Below are 19,189 nucleotides of genomic sequence, written 5' to 3'. Positions count from 1 at the left end.
AAAGCAGAACTGAAAATAGTTATAAAAAATCAATCAATCGATTGATTAGTTTTGTGCCATTAAATTAAATAATGGAAAAGCCAGATAAAAGAAACAGCATACTAACCGCAGCAGAAGAGTTATTTTCTGATCTCGGATATGAAGGCACCTCTACCCGACAGATTGCAAAAGAAGCCGGAGCAAATATGTCTATGATCAGCTATTACTTTGGGTCAAAAGAAGGAGTGTTTCTGGAGATCATGAACAGGCGGATGGAAAATTTCAAAGCGGAACTCACAATAATTGATGAGTATCAGATACCGCCGATGGAAAAGCTGTTCAAAGTCATTGAAGGATACACTACAAAGATTTTATCTAATATCTCATTTCATAAAATGATGCACCGTGAACTTTCCCTGGCGCAGCGCCCCGAAATGTATTGTAAACTGAAAGAGGCCATGTCCGGTAACCTGAATGTGATCGAAAAGATCATCCATCAGGGAATTGCCGAAGGAAGTTTCAGGCCTGTAGATATACGGATGCTGATCGCCTCTATTATGGGCACCATCACTAACGTAGCTACAATGCCTTCCAAGATCACTGAAGGTTCAATATTAGACATCACCATTCCCAAAGACCGGGAAATATTGACGCAAAGGCTGATCATACACCTGACAGACTTGGTTAACACGTATTTAACACCCAAAAAATGATACACAAAACAATTAAATTGAGTTGCTTCGCTCTCCTGCTGCCTGGCATGCTCTATGCACAAAATGTTAAAAAATTGACAATACAGGAAGCAATTCAGCTTGGGGTAGAAAATAGCAAGAACTTAAAGCTATCTCAAAATAAGATTGAGCAGAACCTGGCTCAATTGGAAATTGTAAAAGATGAGGCCCTGCCAACGGCAAGTGTTAGTGCAATGTACACTCATGCCGAAATTCCAACAAACAAGTTGACGATACCCGGTTTTGATCCTATTAATTTACCAAAAAGGGCTGATGCCTACATTGGTATCGCGTCGGTACAGCAATTGGTGTATGGGGGTGGCAAACTAAAATATGCAAGGGAAAGCACAAAACTTCTTGCTGATGTTGCCCGCCTGGATTTAGATAAAGTTAAAGAAGAGGTGACTTTTGCAGCGGTTGACACCTATTATTCCCTGTATAAATTGTCGCAGAGTCATATGGTTGTAGACCAGAACCTCGCCTCAATTGCGAGCCAGTTGAAACAGGCCGAACGTTTCTTCGAACAGGGAATTGTAACGAAAAATGATGTTTTAAGATTCCAGTTGCAGCAGTCCAATGTCACGCTCACCAAATTGGAGATTGAAGGAAATCAGAGAATCGTTAACTATAACCTTGATGTGCTGCTCGGATTACCTGAAGATACACAGATAGAGATTTCAGATCCCGCTGGTGATGCAGCGGCTGTTGCACCATTGACGAATTATCTGGATCAGGGACTGACCACACGCCAGGAACTAAGACAACTCGATATCCGCAACAGGGCTGCTGATTTCGATATTAAATCTGTAAAAGCAAATACACTGCCTACGTTCTCCCTTGGGGTCGATGTGTATTATATTAATCCAACCGGCAACTTTATTCCTTCAAATCATCAGTATATAGTCCCAGTAACCTTTGGCGCTACCCTTTCCTGGAATATCGGAACGTTGTGGACAAACAAGAACAAAGTAAGCAAGGCTAAAATTCAGCAGGAGGAATTTGGTATTCAGAAGACCATCCAGTCTGACAATGTGAAAACGGAGATCAACAGGAACTATCAGAATTATCAGGTAGCCAAAAATAAGATCATGGTACTGGAAACCTCTATTGCACAGGCAACTGAAAATGACAGGCTCTATGCATCTAGATACAAAAATAATGTGGCTTCTGTAACTGACAGAATTGACGCTGAAACCTTATTATTTCAGGCAAAAATCAATCTGGAAATTGCTAAGGCAGATGCCGGTATAGCTTACTATACCTTATTAAAATCAACAGGAAAAATTTCTCAATAACATCAAATCCACGCTAGTAATGACAACAGAATCAACAACAGAAACGACAATTGAACCTCAGAAGAAAAGTAAAATTGTCCCTATAATATTAGCTATACTAATCATTATAGGTGCCGTATTTGGCATAAAAGAATATTTATACTTCAGTAAACACGTTGATACCGATGATGCGCAGATTGATGGCGATATCAGCACAGTAGTTGCCCGTGTAGGAGGATATGTAAAAGAGATCAAATTTGAAGAAAACACCCCAGTAAAAGAAGGTGATACCCTGGTAACACTTGATGACCGCGATTATAAAGTTAAACTTGAACAGGCAACGGCTATCCAAAAAGGTGCAAATGCAGGTGTTGGCGTTTCACAGTCTCAGATTATCGCTATCTCAGCAAATACAAGCACAGCAAAATCAAATATTGAATCTGCCAAAGTAAAATTATGGCAGGCACAAAAAGATTTCGAGCGCTATGCAAACCTGATTAAAGACGGATCAATCACGCAGCAGCAGTTTGACCAGGCTAAAGCAACAAGGGATGTTGCACGGGCAACTTATGACGCAGCAAAAGACCAGTATACCGCAGCAATCAAACAGGTTGGTACCACTAAATCTCAGCTTGCAGTAAGCAGCAACAGTGTCTCTGAACGCCAGTCTGAAGTAGACTTCGCCAACCTGCAGCTTTCTTATACAAACATCATCTCTCCGGCAACCGGGATTGCGGGTAAAAAAAGCATCCAGAAAGGGCAGCTGATCCAGGCCGGCCAGTCTTTATTCTCCATCGTGAATGACAACAGCCTGTATGTAACTGCCAACTTCAAAGAAACACAGCTGGAAGAAATTCATTCGGGTCTTAAGGTAGATATCATAGTAGATGCCTACCCCGATGAACACATCGCAGGTGAAGTGTATAACTTCTCACCGGTAACTGGTGCTAAAGGTTCATTACTGCCTCCGGATAATGCAACAGGTAACTTTGTGAAAGTTGTTCAGCGTGTTCCGGTAAAAATCAGAATTAAAGCTACAAAAGAAATACTGAGTAAATTACGTCCGGGCATGAGCGTGAACGTTTCTGTTTCAACAAAAGATTAAATAAAATGGCCGAACAGGGTTTTACAAAATGGATAATCACGTTTACGGTGATCACAGCTTCTTTACTGGAGCTGATTGATACAACTATCGTAAACGTGGCATTACCGCAGATTCAGGGTAACTTGGGTGCAACCTTGGAGGATATCGCCTGGATCTCTACAGGATATGCGGTTGCAAACGTAATCGTCCTGCCTATGTCGGGCTGGCTGGGAAGCCGTTTCGGGCGAAAGAATTATTTCCTGACATCAATCATCATCTTTACCATAGCCTCTTTCCTCTGTGGTAACGCTACGTCACTGGAAGAACTGATTGCCTTCCGTATTTTGCAGGGTATTGCTGGAGGTGGTTTGATCTCTACCGCACAGGCTATTCTTTTAGAGACCTGGCCGCGTGAGGATGTGGGTATCGCAACGGCATTATTTGGCCTGGGGGCTGTTGTTGGTCCTACCGTAGGCCCAACTATCGGTGGATATATCATTGATATCAGCAGCTGGCCGTGGATCTTCTACGTGAATATTCCCGTCGGGATTCTCGCCGCGTACTGTACCTATACTTATATACGAACGACGCCTAAAACGGGACAGGGACAGCCGGTTGACTGGTGGGGTATCGGCCTGCTGGCCGTAGCTGTAGGAAGCCTGCAGACGGTATTGGAGAAAGGTGAAACAGAAGACTGGTTCAGCACACCTTACATCACGGTGCTGGCCGTCGCTTCTGTCATCGGGTTATTATTGTTCATCTGGAGGGAAATGAGTACCGATCACCCAATCGTAAACTTCAAGATCATGCGCCACAGGAGTTTTTCGGTAGGGATGGTCACCTCTTTTATTCTCGGCTTCGGGTTATACGGGTCCGTATTCGTATTCCCCGTATTCTGTCAGAATTTGCTTGGCTTCTCTGCATTACAGACAGGAGAGCTGCTATTTCCCGGTGGCCTTTGTACGATCATGATGATGCCCTTTGTCGGAATCTTCCTTAAAAAGGGAATTCCTGCCCAGTTTATGGCAACCATCGGTATGTTCCTGTTCTTTGTTTTCTGTAATATGCTGAGTAAGTCAACCCTGGCTTCGGGTACAAATGATTTCTTCCTTCCCCTGGTGATCAGGGGTATAGGTATGGCTTTATTGTTCGTTCCGCTGACTACGCTGGCCATACAGGACCTGAAAGGTGCAGAGATCGGTCAGGGATCGGGTTTAAATAACATGATGAGACAATTAGGTGGATCCTTCGGAATTGCAGCCTTAACTACGCTGATCCATACCCGTCAGGGATTTCACAGAAGTAACCTGCTGACCAATCTTAACGAGGCCAACCCTATATTCATAGAGCGGTTCAATGCATTCATCAATAATTTTATTAGCAAAGGATTCTCTATGTCAGATGCAAGGCATATGGCCAATCAGGCAATGGAGGGGACCTTAATCAAACAGAGCCTGCTGTTAACCTATAGCGATGCGTATTGGGTTGCCGGAATGGTCATGCTCTGCTCTATTCCGCTGCTTTATCTGCAAAAATTCAAAAGGAATGTCGAAATACCAGCCGATGTTCACTAGAACCCTGCTAAAAATATTTTTATAAAAAAGGCTGTCCTTTTCGGACAGCCCTTTTTTTTCCAAAAAAATCACAATTAATGCGATTGTTGCTACACAACAACTAGATTATACTTTTAAATGTTTGAAAAACCTTTCTGAAAGCAATTTATAGTTTATTTGTGAGCAAACCAAAATAAATTTATTAACATTATTCTATAGATCTTACCGTCATTTTTCTTAGCTTCAGCGCGTAAAATTTTACCCTTAAGTAATCATGCAGAAACCCAGATTTACAGGACAGAGAGAATCTATATTCAACAATGAAGTTGTCTCCAGATTTGAATTGTACAACAGCCTGTTCCTAACCCTCCCATTCTATAAAATCAAAGATACAGGTACCCTCCTGCCTCTTTTTATAAAATATTGTGAAGAAGGCGTCAAGAATCAGAAGACTCCTGCTGAGATCATTAATGTCTTTTTTGAGAAATATACACAGGCAGCAAATGCCAAAGATGTAATAGACTTATTGTTCAGGTTTATTCAGTATATTGAACGTCAGGTAGTATTATTTGACGCCGTAGAAGATGCCTCCTTCACAAAATTAAATACAGCAGAAGGTCAGAGTTCGCTGAGATCGATGTTAAAAAAGAGTGAATCCAGTGAATACGTGTACGACAAAACTGTTCAGCTGATAGAAGATCTTTCGCTTCGTCTGGTCCTTACGGCACACCCTACACAATTTTACCCGGGAAGCGTACTTTCTATCATTACAGATCTTACATCGGCTATAAAGATCAATGATATTGTTAGCATTAACCAGTTACTGCAACAGCTTGGAAAAACTCCGTTTTTTAATAAAAAGTCGCCGACACCCGTAGATGAGGCTCTTAGCCTTTCCTGGTATCTCGAGAACGTATTTTACTTTGCGGCGGCCAATATCCAGTCTGAAATAGACAGCAGCCTGGAAGAATATAATATCCCTACCAAAAAAGTGATCGAACTGGGCTTCTGGCCGGGGGGCGACAGGGACGGAAACCCTAACGTGCATGCAGAAGATACCATGCAGGTAGCTAAAATGCTGCGCCAGATCCTCTTTCGCTGTTACTACAGGGATTTCAGGAAGCTGAAACGAAGAATTACCTTCAGGGGTGTTGAAGACGTGATCTACAAAGTACAGGATATATTATATCAGAATGCATTTGATGTCAACATTGTTCCGGAGAATATTTCAGATTTCCTCACCGAAAACCTTAACCAGATCAAATCAACGCTGATTGAATCACATGATGGTTTGTTTGCAGATCTTGTGGACGACCTTTTGCGTAAGGTAGAGCTTTTCGGAAGTCATTTCGCTTCGCTGGACATCAGACAGGACAGCAGGGTGCTTAGGGACGTGCATGCCTATTGCCGTCAGAGTAAGCCTATCATCTCTCTTTTCCCGGAAAACTTCGATGACCTTACTGAAGAAGAAAAAATAGCGCAGCTTTCTTTCAAAAGCGCAAAAGTAAATTATACCGGTGATGCAAGCCCGCTGATCCTGGATACCCTGCAAACCATCGCGGAGATTAAACAGATCCAGCAAAGCAATGGAGAACTGGCTTGTCACCGCTATATTATCAGTAACTGCCAGCAGGCTTCTGATATATTGCAGCTGATAGAGCTGTTCTTGTGGAACGGATGGGAAGAAGATGAGCTGACGATCGATTTTGTCCCTCTTTTTGAAACCGTGGGAGACCTTCAGGTTGCAGCCGAGATCATGCAAACACTTTACTCGCATCCATTTTATAAAAAACACCTGGAAAGCAGGGGCAACAGGCAGGATATCATGCTTGGCTATTCAGACAGTACCAAAGATGGCGGATACCTGACTGCAAACTGGTCTATTTTCAATGCCAAAGTTGCCCTGACCGCCATTTCAGAATCGAACAACATCCGTCTTGCATTTTTCGACGGTCGTGGAGGCCCACCATCAAGAGGCGGAGGGAAAACGCATTTGTTCTATGCCTCCATGGGTAAGGAGATTGCGAACAAGAACATCCAGTTAACGATACAGGGGCAGACGATCAGCTCTCAGTACGGATCTATTGACAGTGCAGGCTTCAACATGAGTCAGCTGATCAATGCGGGGATCTCGGCCGGAATGAAAGAAAAACATAATGTATTGCTTGACCCTTTGCATAAGGATATCCTTGATGTCATGGCTAAAGACAGTTTTGATTCATTTGTTACCCTCAGGGAGCACCCTTTATTCTTAAGTTACCTGGAACGCTTCTCCCCTTTAAGCCTGTTATCAAAGATTACGATCAGCAGCAGGCCGGTGAAAAGAAGTTCCGGAGAGAAATTAAGGCTCGAAGATCTGCGCGCAATCAGTTTTGTCACATCCTGGGGCCAGCTCAAACAGAATATTCCCGGATTTTACGGCATCGGTACTGCATTAAAAAATCAGGAAGAAGCCGGCAACTGGGAAAATATCCGTAAAACCTATCAGGAATCCGGATACTTTAAAACGATCATTGACAATTGTATGATGTCCATGAGCAAGGCTGATTTTTCAATTACTGCCCATTTTGCGAATGATCCCGAATACGGCGATTTCTGGAAGACGCTAAACAGTGAATATGAACGTTCCAAAGAAATGCTGCTAAAGCTGGCAGGCCATGAAGCGCTGATGGAAAACTACCCTGTAGAAAAAAGGTCTGTAGCCGTACGTGAAAAGATCGTTCTGCCGCTGGTACTGATCCAGCATTTTGCCCTTGAAAAACTTCAGGAAGAACTGACAGAGGAAGAAGTTCAGTCTTATGAGAAACTGGCTATCAGGACAGTATACGGTATTGTAAACGCCGGACGGAACTCTGCATAACTTAAAACAAACTCTGTTAAACAGCAAAGGCTGCCTTCAGGGCAGCCTTTGCTGTTTAACTCAAAATGATTAGTAAATAACTTTACCGGCTGAAGTTACGATAGAAGCGATACGTACAGCGTCAAATACACGCTCTTCGGTGGCCCCTAAAGCCAGAATAGACTTTTCATGAGCATTTACGCACATCTCACATCCGTTTACAGCAGAGACAGCCAAACTCATTAATTCAAAAAACTCTTTGCCTGTCACCGGGCTGCTCATCAGCTGCATCCTTACGCGGGCAGGGATCTGGGTATATTTTTCTTTTCCTGTAAAATGACGGAAACGGTAAAACACATTGTTCAAAGCCAGTAACGAAGCACAGCCTGCAGCTTCAGCAATCTCTTCTGCTGTAGCATCTTTTGTCAGGGATTGTTTCTCGAAAAACTCTGTAAGGACTTTATTATTGTTGTTTACTGCAATGCTTAAAGCTACCAGCGCACATTCTTTTTCAGATAAGTGTGCTGACGTTAAAGTGCTGGTGAAGTTTAATTTCAGGTCACGTACATATCTTGAATTGCCTTTTTCAAGCAATCCAATGCTATCGTTCCTGTAATCGGCATCAAGACCAACTACAGTAAGTAACTCTTGTATTGTTTCGGTAATTTCACTCATTTTTATATTTTTTCGTTGGTAAAGAGATATCTTCCAATGGTTACGAAGCCTGAATAAGTCCATATAACGGACAATTTTACGCAGGTTTAATCATAAAAAAAGCCCCTGCAAAATGCATTACAGGGGCTTTTCTATGGAAAGTTAGATTAAACAGTTAATGTTGCTTCGCCTTTTTCCCAGTTACAAGGACAAAGTTCGTCAGTTTGTAAAGCATCCAGTACTCTTAAAACTTCTTTAACGTTACGTCCAACACTCAGGTCATTTGCACTTGCCCAACGGATAATTCCTTGTGGGTCAATGATGAAAGTAGCACGGTAAGCAATTTTTTCAGTTGGCTCAAGAATATCCAAAGCTGTTGCCAGTGATTTAGAAGTATCAGCAAGCATCGGGAATTTCAATCCACGCAGGTCATCATGATTATGTCTCCATGCCAAATGCACATTTTCAGAATCTGTTGATGCACCGATCAGCGTAGTATCACGGTCACGGAATTCACCAAAATTAGCATTGAATTCTGCGATCTCTGTAGGGCAAACAAAAGTAAAATCTTTTGGCCACCAGAACATACAGGTCCATTGGTTATTTTCATTTACTAAAGAGTCAGATGTTAATGTTTCAAACTCTTTTCCTTTTTCTATACTTACTACAGCTGGTTTTGAATACGACGGGAATTGTTCACCTATATTAATCATAAATATGTTTTTTTTATTTGCGCAAAAGTACATCAATAAAGATATTTTAACAATAGTTGCCAGAGATATAACAGATACTTAATATTGATGCACCCATAGACAAAACCTATAGAGTTTTTCACTTTATTAATCATTATCTATTTACCGGTATGGTAAAAAAGGCCACCATACATCATTTTCCCAAATATTATTTTAAAACATTAAAAAAATTGAACTCTGCCCGCAGCAGGTACATGTTTTTATTGAACCTTTCATCTATATCCCCGCTCACCTGGAACCGGTAACCAAGATCAATCCGGGTCCTGCTGTTCAGTATCACCTGAAGGGCAGGCGCAAAATCAAGGTAGGAGTTCCCGTTTGCCGGATTGGTTTTACCAAGCATTTCGAAATAGACGTTAAAATTTGGCTGATTATAGTTTTTGTAGCGAACAGGGAGCACAAGATAGCCGGAAGACAGGCTGTAAGAGATCATTTCGTCCGGCTGGGGCGACCCCGCAAGCCTCCGGCTTTCCAGGTCAAAGGCTCTGGTGTAACCCACCGTGCCGGACAGGGCCAGTTTATGCAGCAACTGCGTAACCACTAAGCCCGCCTGCGCACCGCTATTGTCCCCTTCCAGGTTGATGTCTTGTGTATAAGTAGGCCTCTTGCTTGTACTTAGCCTCCCAAAAGCAGACATCCGCAGGTGCCGCTGTGCATCATCTATCGAAAGAAAGCGGTATTTTGCATATACACTCCCTCCTTCCAGCCTGTAGTTCCTATCCATAGCAGACAAAAACCCCTGCACATGGATCATTAGTTCTTTGTTAAAGCTAAGCATGAGCTCTGGGATCGTACGGTTCATGCGGTTCCCTCTGAAAATGCCTTCATTGGTCAGCCTTAATCCCAGCGACTTTGCAGGCATATTGCTTGCAGGCTCCGTAAACACATATAATTCCTGCGCTTTACCCCGCAGGCTTACACTGAGCAGCAAAACTGCCACGGCAAAAAATGTATACCTCATTCCCGGTTATATGCTCAGGTGAACGATACGTGTTTCCTTTCCCTTAATGACTCCCTTTCCGCTCAGGTAGGAATCTGATTTTAACTGTGCCGCATTTTTCTTAAAAGTGGAAGGGCTGATAAAATTCTTATCCAGTATACGTGCGGTAACCGGCCCGTCAAGTACCCTGCTTCTGGCATTCGTAAATTTGAAGGCCATATTCCCAAGCTGCGCTATTCCGGCCTCATCAATTACAGTGCGGTTAAAATTGATTGTTGCAGAAAGGTCACCTATGGAAAAGCCTGCATCCTCCACCTTATCGCGGATCTGGTCAATATCTACCTGTTGCCCGCTTTTGAAAGTCAGGACAAAGATATTCCTGTTCAGGTCCGGAGTGATAGTTTGAATAAAACCAAGGCTTTTTAAAGAGGCTTCGGTAGCCCTGGAACACATGGAACAGGTTAGGCCGTTTACCTGCAATTCTGCTTTTGAAATTTGTTGTGCAAAAGTATTTCTGCCGGCAAATAATGCAGCGAACAGAATGAAATATTTAATCGTTTTCATTTTATGTTTTCTAAAAATTTGAAATAAACCCATTTTCCCGCAGAGGACCTGCAGAAATGATCAATTTATTCCTGGTCTAATTTCTGAAAACGCAGTGATAGGCGTAGAGGGAAAAACGGGCCGAAAACGGAGGAGCCTTATTTTCTGCCCTGCTGAACAATTGAGGCAGAATCCTTTCCAGCACAGTTGAAAGGACCGGAAACAAAAACAACTGTATGCTGAAGTTCTTTGGAAGACTGATGCCTGATCCGGACTGATGGCTGTCCTTTATCTTCGCCTCAACAGCAGTATTCTTGCAGCAATGATTGGTTTCCGCAGTCTTCTTTTCAGACTTGCAGTCCTTGCACTGAGCCGTCTGGGTAAAATGAACAGAAGACAATGTATCTCCGCAAAAATGCAGGCTCAGCGCCACGCCTATTACACTGATCAGGTAAAAGGCGCACAATCCAAGGGCTATTTTTTGTATCAGTTTCATCTGAACATTCAGCGGTTTACAAGTATGGCCTGCTGTCCGATGGATCAGCAGCCAGGACAAAATTAACAATAAATTTATTAGAATTACAATTCTTAACTTAGCCACAAATAGCATGTATGAATAAAATGTTTATCATTCTGCTGCTGCTCTGCTGCAATATCGTATTTGCAGCCAGGCCAAAGCATCAGTATGTCAGATTAAAGACCGAACAGGGGGAATGTATCATCCTGCTTTATAACCATACCCCCAAACACCGCGACAATTTTATCAAACTCGTAAAAGACGGTTTTTATGACGGCGCCCTATTTCACAGGGTCATCAGCAATTTTATGATCCAGGGTGGGGATCCTGATTCTAAAAATGCCCCTGCCGGTAAAGAGCTGGGCAACGGAGATGTAGGGTATACCATTCCTCCTGAGTTCAGCGACAGCCTTTTCCATAAAAAAGGAGTACTCGCTGCGGCCAGGGACGATAATCCTGAAAAGGCATCCAGCGGCTGCCAGTTCTATATCGTTCAGGGGAAAAAATTTACAGACCCGCAGCTTGACAGCCTTGAAACCAAACGTCTTCATTTCAAGATCCCCCAATGGGAACGCGAAGTCTATAAAACCCTTGGAGGAAGCCCGCACCTGGATAGAAAATATACTGTTTATGGCGAGGTTGTAAAAGGCCTCGAACTGGTGGATACGATAGCCGTAATGCCGGCAGACGGGAATAACCGCCCCCTGAAAGATGTGAAAATGACGGTCAGCCTTCTTAAAAGAAGAGAAGCACGCAGATTAGAAAAGGTATTCAGAGAAAAGCATATACCAATTTCAAACTATTAACGATGAAACCTGCGGAGCAAGCTTCATTACCTATAAAAAACAATAGACACTACAATGAATATAATTTCTTACAATGTGAACGGAATCCGTTCCGCATCCACAAAAGATTTCTTTGGCTGGCTGCAGTCAAGCGAAGCAGACATGATCTGTCTTCAGGAAGTGAAGGCGCAGCCTGTACAAATTCCAGAGATCATTGCCCTGATTGAACAACTGGGCTACCACCATTACTGGTTCAGCGCAGAAAAAAAGGGCTATAGCGGCGTTGCGATCTTCAGCAAAATCAAACCTAACCATGTTGAATATGGTTGCGGTGAGGAGTGGATCGATAAAGAAGGGCGCATTTTAAGGGCTGATTTTGACACTTTCTCCCTGATGAGCGTATATCTTCCCTCAGGATCGTCCGGCGATGACAGACAGGCTAAAAAATATGAATTTATGCAGTTTTTTGAAACTTATATCAGCAACCTGCGCCTGAGCTATCCCAACCTGATCATCTCCGGAGATTATAACATCTGCCACACCGCGATGGATATCCATAATCCCAAATCAAATGCAAATTCCTCGGGTTTTTTACCGCAGGAAAGAGAATGGATGGGCCTGTTCCTGGAAAGCGGCTTTATTGATACCTTCAGGCATTTCAATAAAGATCCCCACCATTACACCTGGTGGAGCTTCAGGGCAAATTCACGGGCCAAGAATCTGGGATGGCGTATTGATTATCATTTGGCTACGGTACCCATGCTGGAAAGGCTCAAAAACGTAGAGATATTGCCCGATGCTATCCATTCCGACCATTGCCCGGTCCTGCTGGAACTGGACGCTTAATCCTTAAACCGGACGATCCTTTCGGGAGTAAGGCAGAGATCCAGCGGAACGTCATTATCGTGGGTATCAGAAATGGTATCCACGCTTTCAAACAAAGAGAGCCCCACTTTAAGTGCATCCTGGTTTTCCAGGAAGCGGTCATAAAAACCCTTTCCGTATCCTACCCGGTAGCCCCTGCTGTCAAAGGCAAGCAAGGGGACGATCACCATATCAATCTTACCGGTATATTGTTCATCCAGTACAGGCTCCAGTATGTTAAACAGGCTTTTCTGCAATTCATCTTCTCCGTTGTACGGGTGATGCGTCATCAGGGAAGTCGTAAAATCGGCTTTAGGTACAATGATCTTTATCTGCGGCTCGTGCATTTTCAGCCATTTGATCAGCATAAAAGTATCCGGCTCGTTGTTCTCTTCAATAGGAAGAAAGAAGTGCACCGTCTGCATGCCCCCGAAATCTAAAGTAGAAAATTGATGGAGTAATTTTTCGCTGAGGGCGATTACCTGCTGAAGGCTTAATGCCTTTCTGCGCGCCGTTTCCTGTTTTCTGATTTCCGCTTTAGTCATATCTGGATGAGTTTCAGGGCAAGGTAGGTATCCTTTACGATAATTAACAAGGTAAAATGCCTGTAAAAAATATGGCTTCGGGAACCACTCCGAAGCCAAAATCAACCTAAACCTAAAACTAAACTATGAAAAATTCTTATTTTACTCTTTCTACGTAATCACCTGTGCGTGTATCAACCTTTACTTTATCGCCCTGGTTGATGAACATAGGCACTTTGATCTCCACTCCTGTTTCTACAGTTGCATATTTCAGCGCACTTGTAGAAGTATCCCCTTTAACAGCGGGCTCAGTGTAAGTGATCTCCAGCTCAACGTTTTGCGGCATCTGTGCTATAATCGGCTCTTCGCTTTCGAATGAGATGATCACATTCATTCCTTCTTTTAAGAACTTAATAGATTCCCCAAATAATGTTTTAGGAATGTTAAACTGCTCAAAAGAAGTAACATCCATTACTACAAGGAAGTCTCCGTCCTCGTACAGATATTGATAGTCACTTGTTTCTACACGACAAATCGTTACCTCTTCGTCTGTACGGAACCTGTACTCAACCAATTTACCGGTTTTGATGTTCCGCATTCTGGCCTGGTAGAAAGCTCTTAAATTTCCAGGAGTGCGGTGAAGAAATTCTTCTACCTGAGTCAACTCACCGTTGAAACGAAGGATATTACCGCTTTTTACTTCTGATGCTTTTGCCATTTTATTTGAAATTATTGCTTAAACCTCAGCGCCATTTCGTGCCGCAAAGGTAAAAACTATTTTTGAATCCTGCAACAATTATTTTAAATTTTATTTATTACGCTATTTTGGGTGTAATTCATGACACTTCTCTTGCAATTGCGCACAATATCAGTCTTTATAATCCGTTATACTTATCAAATTTTCGCAAAAGGAGTACTCGTTTTCCTGGTTAGACCCCACCAAAACCAGTTTATCCTCCGTAAAATCCTTGATCAGACCATGATACCACTCAATTCCCTGTTTATCCAGGTTTGAAGTGGGCTCATCCAGCAATAACAGGGGAGCGTCAGTACAGCAGGCAAGCGCAAGTTTTGTACGCTGCTTCATACCCGAAGAGAAGTATTTCAGTGCCTTATCCTGAGACTTTGACAGGCCCAGGAGATCGAGCAGTGCCTCAGCTGATAAGCCGGGATAGAGCCGTTTAAATTTAAAGTGAAATGCGATGGTTTCCTGCAGGGTGAATTCCTCCACAAGATCAAGGTAAGGGGCTGCAAAGCTCAGCTGTGTATAAATTTTTTCTACAGGTATGGTTTCCTGGTGGGTATAGGTAACTAAGCCTTCAGAAGGCGACAAACTGCCCAGAATCACACTTAACAGGGTCGATTTTCCCGAACCGTTTGGTCCGAGGATGGCATATTTGCCGGCAGAGCTGAACTGATAACTGAAATTTCTGAAAATCCATTCCTGGTTGAACCTTCTGCCGGCATCCTTTAAATCGATCGTCATGAATGAGAAAGATTAGCTTACCGTTCCAAAACCTTTCATCACGCCGCGGTTCGAATTCCTGATAAAATCAACAATTTCATCCCGGATTTCTGTTGGTGCAAATTCTGCCTCTATCTTATCAAGCGCTTTAGTCACGTTATTATGTTTCACAAAGAGCACCCTGTATATCTCCTGGATCTCATTGATCTTTTCTGAAGAGAAACCGCGTCTTCTTAAGCCAACGGAGTTGATCCCGGCATAAGATAAGGGCTCTCTTGCCGCTTTAACATAAGGGGGAACGTCTTTACGTACGAGCGAACCACCGGTAATAAAGGCATGTGAGCCTACTTTTACAAATTGATGGATCGCTACCAGGCCTGCCAGTACCACGTAATTACCGATGGTAATGTGGCCAGCCAGCGTGGTGCTGTTGGAAAAGATGCAGTGGTCTCCCACTTCACAGTCATGCGCAATATGTGAGTATGCCTGGATAAGGCAGTTGCTGCCGATCACGGTTTTCCACTTATCTTTAGTACCCCTGTTAATGGTTACGCACTCCCTGATGGTCGTGTTATCGCCAATTTCAGCGGTTGTAACTTCTCCTGCGAATTTCAGGTCCTGCGGGATCCCGGAAATTACTGATCCGGGAAAGATCTTACAGTTCTTTCCGATTCTTGCACCGTCCATAATGACAACGTTGGATGCGATCCAGGTACCATCACCAATGACAACGTCTTTATGAATGACCGCAAAAGGCTCAATGGTTACATTATCACCGATTTTTGCTTCTGGATGTATATATGCTAAAGGTTGTATCATGATACGCGTTCGCTTTCTTTTACTTTTGAAATTTGTGCCATCATCTCTGCCTCGACAACAATTTTATCTCCTACCATGCCCACACCTTTCATCTGTGCGATGCCTCTGCGGATCGGCTCCATCAGATCGCATCTGAAAACGATCGTATCACCCGGTAACACCTGTGCCCTGAACCTCACTTTATCGATCTTCAGGAAATAAGTCAGGTAATTTCTTGGATCAGGAACGGTACTCAGCACCAGGATCCCTCCCGTCTGTGCCATTGCCTCGATCTGGATCACTCCTGGGAGAACCGGTGCACCCGGGAAATGCCCCTTGAAGAACTCTTCGTTCATGGTCACATTTTTTACGCCCACGACATGTGTTTTTGATAATTCCAGAATTTTATCAATAAACAGAAAAGGCTGCCTGTGCGGAAGAATGTCCATAATCTGTACCACATCATAAAGCGGTTTTACAGAGGGGTCATATACCTTCTGTACTTTCTTGTTCTTCTCCTTTTTGATAGCGGCTTTAATTTTCTTAGCAAATGCAATATTTGCAGCATGACCGGGCCGGGCAGCCATAATATGTCCCTTAATATGCATTCCTACCAAAGCCAGGTCACCGATCATATCCAGCAGTTTATGTCTGGCAGGCTCATTCTGGTAGCGTAATTCCATATTATTCAGGATTCCCTGAGGGGCTACCTCAATTTTCTCCCTGTTAAATATTTTGGCCAGGTGATCAAGTTCCTCCCTGTTTACTTCTTTATCTACAATAACAATCGCATTGTTCAGGTCCCCGCCTTTGATCAGGTTGTTCTGCAGCTGGTATTCAAGCTCATGCAGGAAACAAAACGTGCGGCAGGAAGCGATCTCATCTTTAAATTCCGCAATACTGGAAATCACAGCATGCTGGCTTCCCAGTACAGGAGAATTATAGTCGATCATACAGGTAAACCTGTAATCTTCCAGTGGCATAGCCACGATTTCAACCTTCCTGTCTGTTTCAGTGTAAATGATATTGTGAGGGATCTGGAAATATTCGCGGTCGATATCCTGCTGAACAAAGCCCACACTTTCAAGCGCTTCAACAAATAAAATAGCGCTTCCGTCCATGATCGGGGTTTCAGGCCCGTCCAGCTTCATCAGAATATTATCAAGGTCCATACCAACAAGTGAAGCCATTACATGCTCCACGGTGCTGATACTGGCCCCGTTCTGTGTGATCGTGGTTCCCCTGGCAGTATCCGTAACATTATCACAGTCTGCATCTACGATCGGCTGCCCCGGCAAATCTGTACGCTGGAATTTAAATCCGTGATTTTCAGGCGCCGGACAAAAAGTTAAGGTAACATTTGCTCCTGTATGCAGGCCTACCCCCTGCACGGAAACTTCGCTTTTTATAGTTTTTTGTTTAACGTTCATTATTGTTGTGTGTGGTACTAACTATGCTGTGTTCGGCTTCTCTTTTCAATTCTGCCTCTATCTTTGTAATACGTTTTTCAATACCGGGAAGATGTTTAAAAAGCACAGAGGCCCGCATCCAGTCCCTGAGTGGCTGAGCAGGAGAGCCATGCCATTGCTTGTTTTCTTCAGCGATGCTGAAATTGATCCCGGCCTGAGCACCGATCTGGGTACCATTTGCCAGTGACAAGTGCCCGGCTATTCCAACCTGCCCGCCGATAACTGAGTTTTTGCCCACTTTACTACTGCCTGATATCCCTGCCTGTGCAGCTACGACTGTATTATCTCCGATCTCTGCATTATGTGCAATCTGGATCAGGTTGTCTAATTTCACTCCTTTTCTGATAAAGGTAGAACCCATCGTAGCCCTGTCAATAGCAGTATTCGCCCCGATTTCCACATCATCTTCGATCACTACGTTTCCGATCTGGGCAATTTTAGAATATGTTCCATCAGGCTGCGGAGCAAAGCCAAAGCCATCACTTCCGATCACGGTATTGGAATGGATGACCACCCTGTCACCAATGACAGACCTGTTATAAATTTTAACTCCCGGATGGATAGTATTTCCCGAGCCGATTTTCGAATCAGCGCCGATAAAAACCTGCTGTGAGATCTTTGTACCGTCACCGATCTCCGCATTCTCGGAAATATAAGAGAAGGCACCGATGAAAACATTCCTGCCGATCTTTGCTGAGGGATGGATAAAACATGGCTGTTCTATCCCCGACTTATCGAGGGACGCATTGAGCGCTTCGTTGTACTTTTCGAGTAAAACGGAAAAGGCACTATATGGATCTTTCACTTTTACCAATGTACAGCTGACCGGCTGTGCAGGAAAAAAATCCTGCCCAACAATGACTACTGAGGCATTGGTAGAATATATATAGTGTTCATACTTACGGTTCGATAGAAAACATAAGGCACCTTTTTTACCATCCTCTATTTTTGAAAGCTCAGAAACCGTTACGTTTTCATCACCTTCAATCGCTCCACTTAAAAAGTCGCTTATCTGCTTGGCAGTAAATTGCATTCTACAAAGTTAAATGTTAAATTGATATGAACAAATATTCCCAACCCCCTAATTTTTCAGACAGCTTGTAATCGGAAACTAAAAACGGGATAATAAATGAATTATTTTGTTAAAAAATGCTAAATTATCCGTGGATAACAGAGTATGTGCTTTGTAACCGTCTTATCCAGCGATTCAAGATTTGACAAATCGGAGGCTTTTGCAATATCTATTGTCTCATTATTTTTCATTAAAATGTTAATTGTACTGTTTCCTTCGCCGGTATTATAGGCTCTGTTGCTGATCATATCCGTAAAAACGAAATAACAAACTTCGTTTTGGTTAATTTCAAGGCTAATTCCGGTGTTCTCTTTCATCCGCTGTACACGGCTTTCCTCAGGCGGATCGTTACTGATCTCTGTTTTCAGCAAATGCCGGTCCACCAGCATATTGCATAACAGCGAAAGAATCCTGTCGGGATGTTCCCTCCATACCTTCAGCGCAGCAAATATATCCTGGTCATCCAGTCTTGCAAACTGTGAAAGGTGTATCTCCGCATCTAGAAACTCGTTTTTCTTTACATCATTCTTTAAAAAATGCTGCAGGGCAGGAGTAGCAAACAGCTCTTCTCCGTGCTCCGCCAGTTCTTTTGCCCGCTTCAGGATCTTTACCAGCAGCTGCTCCCCCGCAATAACGGTTTTATGCAGGTAAACCTGCCAGTACATCAGCCGGCGGGCAACCAGGAATTTCTCGATAGAATAAATTCCTTTTTCTTCAATTACCAGGTGATCATCTGCCACATTAAACATTTTGATGATCCTGTCAAAGCTGATCACCCCTTCGCTAACACCGGTGAAAAAGCTGTCCCGGTTCAGGTAGTCCATCCTGTCCAGGTCCAGCTGGCTGGATATCAGCTGCTGGAGGAATTTCTTAGGGTACTTGCCGGTAAATATTTCTATTGCTGTGCTTAGCCTTCCTTTAAACTCCTGGTTTAATTTTTCCATCATCAGCATTGATATATCCTCATGGTGGATGCCCTTTACCAGGGAGTGTTCCAATGCATGGGAAAAGGGGCCGTGGCCAATATCATGGAGCAGTATTGCCACTGTTGCGGCTTCCTCTTCCGTCTTTGTAATGTCATGTCCTTTGCTGCGCAAAATCTCGATTGCCAGGCTCATCAGGTGCATTGCACCCAGCGCATGGTGGAAACGGGTATGGAGTGCCCCCGGATAAACCAAGTGGGTCATCCCCAGCTGCTTGATATAACGTAAACGTTGAAAAAAGGGGTGTGAGATCAGGTCAAAGATCAGCTCAGAGGGTATATTGATGAATCCGTATACCGGGTCATTTATTATTTTCTTTTTGTTCAATCTTTATAAAATAAATTATACGGTACAAAAATTGCT

The 19,189-nt window shown here is 43.3% G+C and carries 19 protein-coding genes; 7 read left to right on the top strand and 12 right to left on the bottom strand.

Translation table 11 applies throughout. The features are described 5' to 3' along the window. The first annotated feature begins 71 nt into the window (after positions 1–71). The 5 genes from BLW16_RS13745 (at position 72) to BLW16_RS13725 (ending at position 7,481) form a co-directional block, all read left to right on the top strand. Positions 72–692 (top strand): TetR/AcrR family transcriptional regulator, encoded by a 621-nt coding sequence (locus BLW16_RS13745; RefSeq protein WP_090557538.1) that lies wholly within the window; start codon positions 72–74, stop codon positions 690–692. Next, on the top strand, positions 689–2,005 hold the full coding sequence (locus tag BLW16_RS13740) for a TolC family protein (protein WP_090557536.1): 1,317 nt from the start codon (positions 689–691) through the stop codon (positions 2,003–2,005). Before BLW16_RS13745 ends, BLW16_RS13740 begins: the two co-directional genes overlap by 4 nt. A gap of 19 nt (positions 2,006–2,024) precedes the next feature. After that, positions 2,025–3,089, top strand: coding sequence for an HlyD family secretion protein (locus BLW16_RS13735; RefSeq protein WP_090557534.1), 1,065 nt, complete (start codon positions 2,025–2,027; stop codon positions 3,087–3,089). Positions 3,090–3,094: 5 nt separating this feature from the next. Next, complete coding sequence (locus tag BLW16_RS13730; protein WP_090557532.1) at positions 3,095–4,642, top strand: DHA2 family efflux MFS transporter permease subunit; 1,548 nt, start codon at positions 3,095–3,097, stop codon at positions 4,640–4,642. 253 nt (positions 4,643–4,895) lie between these two features. After that, positions 4,896–7,481, top strand: coding sequence for a phosphoenolpyruvate carboxylase (locus BLW16_RS13725; RefSeq protein ID WP_175470577.1), 2,586 nt, complete (start codon positions 4,896–4,898; stop codon positions 7,479–7,481). Positions 7,482–7,550: 69 nt separating this feature from the next. On the opposite strand, the gene BLW16_RS13720 is transcribed toward BLW16_RS13725, so the two are convergent. The 5 genes from BLW16_RS13720 to BLW16_RS13700 form a co-directional block, all read right to left on the bottom strand. Beyond that, complete coding sequence (locus tag BLW16_RS13720; RefSeq protein WP_090557528.1) at positions 7,551–8,135, bottom strand: carboxymuconolactone decarboxylase family protein; 585 nt, start codon at positions 8,133–8,135, stop codon at positions 7,551–7,553. 146 nt (positions 8,136–8,281) lie between these two features. Beyond that, entirely contained in the window at positions 8,282–8,827 is a 546-nt protein-coding gene (locus tag BLW16_RS13715; RefSeq protein ID WP_090557719.1) for a peroxiredoxin, read from the bottom strand. Positions 8,828–9,014: 187 nt separating this feature from the next. Next, a complete protein-coding gene (locus BLW16_RS13710) occupies positions 9,015–9,827 on the bottom strand; it encodes a hypothetical protein (protein WP_090557526.1) in 813 nt (270 codons plus the stop codon). A gap of 6 nt (positions 9,828–9,833) precedes the next feature. After that, entirely contained in the window at positions 9,834–10,370 is a 537-nt protein-coding gene (locus tag BLW16_RS13705) for a heavy-metal-associated domain-containing protein (protein ID WP_175470576.1), read from the bottom strand. A 76-nt stretch (positions 10,371–10,446) separates the two neighbouring features. Next, a complete protein-coding gene (locus BLW16_RS13700) occupies positions 10,447–10,845 on the bottom strand; it encodes an HYC_CC_PP family protein (protein ID WP_139298319.1) in 399 nt (132 codons plus the stop codon). Between the two features lie 116 nt (positions 10,846–10,961). On the opposite strand from BLW16_RS13700, the gene BLW16_RS13695 reads away from it, so the two are divergent. Together BLW16_RS13695 and BLW16_RS13690 are read left to right on the top strand one after the other, a co-directional pair. Further along, positions 10,962–11,672, top strand: a complete 711-nt coding sequence (locus tag BLW16_RS13695) for a peptidylprolyl isomerase (protein ID WP_090557520.1) — start codon at positions 10,962–10,964, stop codon at positions 11,670–11,672. Positions 11,673–11,726: 54 nt separating this feature from the next. Continuing rightward, on the top strand, positions 11,727–12,497 hold the full coding sequence (locus BLW16_RS13690) for an exodeoxyribonuclease III (RefSeq protein WP_090557518.1): 771 nt from the start codon (positions 11,727–11,729) through the stop codon (positions 12,495–12,497). On the opposite strand, the gene BLW16_RS13685 is transcribed toward BLW16_RS13690, so the two are convergent. The 7 genes from BLW16_RS13685 to BLW16_RS13655 all read right to left on the bottom strand — a co-directional run bounded on the left by BLW16_RS13685 (position 12,494) and on the right by BLW16_RS13655 (position 19,153). Continuing rightward, complete coding sequence (locus BLW16_RS13685) at positions 12,494–13,060, bottom strand: 5-formyltetrahydrofolate cyclo-ligase (RefSeq protein ID WP_090557516.1); 567 nt, start codon at positions 13,058–13,060, stop codon at positions 12,494–12,496. The genes BLW16_RS13690 and BLW16_RS13685 overlap by 4 nt on opposite strands. 136 nt (positions 13,061–13,196) lie before the next feature. Further along, entirely contained in the window at positions 13,197–13,757 is a 561-nt protein-coding gene (efp, locus tag BLW16_RS13680) for an elongation factor P (RefSeq protein ID WP_090557514.1), read from the bottom strand. A 150-nt stretch (positions 13,758–13,907) separates the two neighbouring features. Beyond that, complete coding sequence (locus BLW16_RS13675) at positions 13,908–14,525, bottom strand: ABC transporter ATP-binding protein (protein ID WP_090557512.1); 618 nt, start codon at positions 14,523–14,525, stop codon at positions 13,908–13,910. A gap of 12 nt (positions 14,526–14,537) precedes the next feature. Then, a complete protein-coding gene (gene lpxA, locus BLW16_RS13670) occupies positions 14,538–15,323 on the bottom strand; it encodes an acyl-ACP--UDP-N-acetylglucosamine O-acyltransferase (RefSeq protein ID WP_090557510.1) in 786 nt (261 codons plus the stop codon). Next, on the bottom strand, positions 15,320–16,732 hold the full coding sequence (locus tag BLW16_RS13665) for a bifunctional UDP-3-O-[3-hydroxymyristoyl] N-acetylglucosamine deacetylase/3-hydroxyacyl-ACP dehydratase (RefSeq protein WP_090557508.1): 1,413 nt from the start codon (positions 16,730–16,732) through the stop codon (positions 15,320–15,322). Before BLW16_RS13665 ends, lpxA begins: the two co-directional genes overlap by 4 nt. Beyond that, complete coding sequence (lpxD, locus tag BLW16_RS13660) at positions 16,722–17,804, bottom strand: UDP-3-O-(3-hydroxymyristoyl)glucosamine N-acyltransferase (protein WP_090557506.1); 1,083 nt, start codon at positions 17,802–17,804, stop codon at positions 16,722–16,724. Before lpxD ends, BLW16_RS13665 begins: the two co-directional genes overlap by 11 nt. A gap of 119 nt (positions 17,805–17,923) precedes the next feature. After that, positions 17,924–19,153 (bottom strand): HD domain-containing protein, encoded by a 1,230-nt coding sequence (locus BLW16_RS13655; protein WP_090557503.1) that lies wholly within the window; start codon positions 19,151–19,153, stop codon positions 17,924–17,926. Between the last annotated feature and the right edge of the window lie 36 nt (positions 19,154–19,189).

The organism is Pedobacter hartonius, from assembly GCF_900107535.1.
In the GTDB taxonomy this organism is placed as follows: domain Bacteria; phylum Bacteroidota; class Bacteroidia; order Sphingobacteriales; family Sphingobacteriaceae; genus Pedobacter; species Pedobacter hartonius.
This window is presented reverse-complemented; position numbering and strand designations above follow the sequence as displayed.